Source organism: uncultured Streptococcus sp., assembly GCF_963516575.1.
Classification (GTDB): Bacteria; Bacillota; Bacilli; order Lactobacillales; family Streptococcaceae; genus Streptococcus.
Genome location: NZ_CAUQCP010000085.1, coordinates 1 through 3,324, shown reverse-complemented (window position 1 = coordinate 3,324; position 3,324 = coordinate 1). Strand labels below are relative to the sequence as shown.

Below are 3,324 nucleotides of genomic sequence, written 5' to 3'. Positions count from 1 at the left end.
ACAGGATCCTTAGTCCTGCGCGTCTGCCAATTCCGCCATCCCCGCGTCGATTACTTTACTAGTATATCAACTTTTAGGATGCTTGTCAACACTTTTTTTCAATTTTTTTCATTTCATCAGCCAAATTACTCTGAAATTTCATTTAGATTTTCATCTACCAACTTAGCTCCAAGTGTATTTTTGAAATGTCCAAGAGCAAATTGATGATTTTCAGGCCAGATAGAAGCAACAGCTGGTTTAACAATCTCGATATCATATCCTAGATTGTAGGCATCTATAGCTGTATGCAGGACACAGATGTCCGTCAAGACACCTGTTAAGATAACTGTAGACACGCGACGCTCTCTCAAACGGATATCCAGGTCAGTCCCTGAAAAAGCCGAGTAATGGCGTTTATCCATCCAAAAGACACGACTGTCTGAACCATGCTCTTGATAAAAAGTCCCCAAATCTCCATATAAATTCCGTCCACTAGTCCCAATCAAATTGTGAGGAGGAAACAGCTTGCTTTCTGGATGGAAACAATCATTTTCTTCATGAGCATCGATGGTAAAGAAGATGTAATCTCCTCGTTCAAAAGCTAGTCGAGTTACCTTGCTAATGGCTTCCGAAATTTCCTGAGCTGGAGCACCTGCTGTCAATTTTCCACTATCTGCAACAAAATCTTCTGTATAATCAATCGAAATCAAAGCCTTAGTCATTAGTAATCTCTTTTCTTCACTTCTTCAAAAATATCTGAAATCAAGACCTTAAGATAGGTTCCCTTCATTCCAAGTGAGCGACTTTCAATAATCCCCGCAGACTCAAGTTTACGAAGGGCATTGACAATCACAGAACGGGTAATTCCGATACGGTCTGCAATCACAGACGCAGTCAACTGCCCTTCATTTCCATTTAATTCTCCTAAAATTGCTGAAACAGCACGGAGTTCGGAGTAAGAAAGGGTATTAACCGCCATGGTAACAGCAGTACGGCGACGGATATTTTTCTCATCTTCTTCACGCTGGAAGTTGAGGAGTTGAATCCCAACAACGGTACTCGCAATCTCAACAAGAATCAAGTCCTCATCGTCAAATTGTTTATCATTACGCCAGATAATAAGAGAACCAAGACGAATCCCTGATACATGAATCGGTGCAATGGTCGTCAAACCATCTGGAAAGTCGGCACGACTTTCCACAGGGAAAATACTCAAATCATGATCAACTGTCAGATTGGCTTCTGTATCGTAGATCATGTTCGCACCTTGAATGTAGTCATCTGGGAAAATCTTAGTTTGGAAGAACTGCTCTACACGATCTGTATTGGTTTTGTAACGCATGAAATAGCCAAGGAGACGTCCCTTGCTATTGACGATACAAGCGTTACAGTCAATAATATCTGCCAATTGACGGGTAATCGCATTGTAGGGAAGTTCTTCCTGTAACTGCTCCTCCGAGCGCTTCAGAATAGAAGTAATTTTTCTAGTTTTTTCTAATAAATGTGCCATTTTTCACCTCGTATTTAATCGCTTCCATTATAACATAAAGACCTTTAATTTTCAATTATTATCTGAAAATTGCTTATTTAATTGCAATTTGAAAAAACAAGAATATTTTTAATTAAATTGCTTCTTTTCTATTGACAATCCTCCTATTTTTGTGTATTATAATATTACAAGAAGATAATATAACTATTTTATCTATCTTTCTTTTTCCATTCGGTCTCCTTATATAAAAAAAGCGATTCATTTTGAACCGCTTTTTCCTATTTATCGCCCTTGTTACGAATCACAAAGCCTGTTTTCTTTTCGCTTGAAGTATTGCGTGGTTTTTTATTATCCTTACGGTAACGTTTTTCCTTATCAAAACGATCGTTGCTACGACTTCCTTTTTTGAAATCATCACGACGACCACCACGACGGTTGTCTCCTCGGTGATTATCACGACGGTCATCTCCACGACGACCTCCCTTGGCTTTACCACCGAAACCATTACCTGATGGTTTAAATGGTAGTGGTTTTTCACGTGCAATCTCCACTGCAGGAAGACTATCTGGGTCTTGAACAGTCAGACTCAAGATATACATTGCCAATTCTTCTGGAGTAAATTCGGCAGCTAGCTTACGAGCATCCTTACCAAATTTCTCAAAGTTGGCACGGATAGTCTCATCTGCAAAATCACGTTCGATTTTCTTGAGAGCTACGTGTTTTTTTGCTTGGAAGGCTTCTTCTGCACTTGCAGGTTTGAGACCTTTCATGCGTTTCTTGGTCAAGTTTTCAATGATTTGGAGGTAGCCCATTTCATTTGGTGATACGAAAGTAATCGACTGACCTGACTTACCAGCACGACCTGTACGACCGATACGGTGAACATAACTTTCAGGATCTTGTGGAATATCGTAGTTATAGACATGGGTCACACCTGAAATATCCAAGCCACGCGCTGCAACGTCTGTCGCAACCAAAACATCAAGATTGCCATTTTTAAAGTCACGAAGGACACGAAGACGTTTGTTTTGGTCCAAGTCACCATGAATTCCTTCTGCACGGAAACCACGGATTTTCAGACCACGAGTCAATTCATCTACACGACGTTTTGTACGACCAAATACGATAGCAAGTTCTGGTTGTTCCACATCCATAAGACGGGTCATGGTATCAAATTTTTCTTGCTCTTTGACTCGGATATAGTACTGGTCAACCAATTCAGTTGTCAATTCCTTGGCAGCAATCTTGACATGCTCAGGTTCTTTCATAAACTGAACACCAATACGTTTGATAGCTTCAGGCATAGTCGCTGAGAAGAGTAGGGTTTGACGATTCTCAGGAACACGAGAAATGATAGCTTCGATATCTTCAAGGAAGCCCATGTTGAGCATTTCATCTGCTTCGTCAAGGATAAGAGTTTCAATATCTTGTAATTTCAAGGCCTTGCGTTTAATCAAGTCCAAGAGGCGACCTGGAGTTCCCACCACGATATGGGCACCTGATTTAAGAGCCTTGATTTGTTTTTCGATGCTTGATCCACCATATACTGAACGGACTTTGACTCCCTTGCTACGACCAAAGCGGAAGAGTTCTTCTTGACTTTGGACAGCTAGTTCACGAGTTGGAGCGATGACCAAGGCTTGGATGGTCGCTTCTTCTGTACGAATTTTTTCAAGGGTTGGCAAGCCAAAGGCTGCGGTTTTTCCTGTACCAGTCTGAGCTTGACCGATAACGTCCTTGCCTTCTAGAGCCAAGGGAATAGTTTGTTCTTGGATAGGACTGGCTTCTACAAAACCAGCTTTTTCAATCTCTGCTAGCAAATCAGCAGACAAGTTTAATTCATTAAATTTCACGTT

General features: G+C 40.8%; 3 protein-coding genes. All 3 read right to left on the bottom strand.

The features are described from left to right. Nucleotides 1–125: 125 nt before the first annotated feature. Nucleotides 126–701, bottom strand: a complete 576-nt coding sequence (locus RWM06_RS09605; protein ID WP_125386161.1) for a cysteine hydrolase family protein — start codon at nt 699–701, stop codon at nt 126–128. Further along, entirely contained in the window at nt 701–1,489 is a 789-nt protein-coding gene (codY, locus tag RWM06_RS09600; protein WP_313970948.1) for a GTP-sensing pleiotropic transcriptional regulator CodY, read from the bottom strand. The genes RWM06_RS09605 and codY overlap by 1 nt, the downstream gene beginning before the upstream one ends. A gap of 257 nt (nt 1,490–1,746) precedes the next feature. Continuing rightward, a complete protein-coding gene (locus RWM06_RS09595; RefSeq protein ID WP_313970949.1) occupies nt 1,747–3,321 on the bottom strand; it encodes a DEAD/DEAH box helicase in 1,575 nt (524 codons plus the stop codon). Between the last annotated feature and the right edge of the window lie 3 nt (nt 3,322–3,324).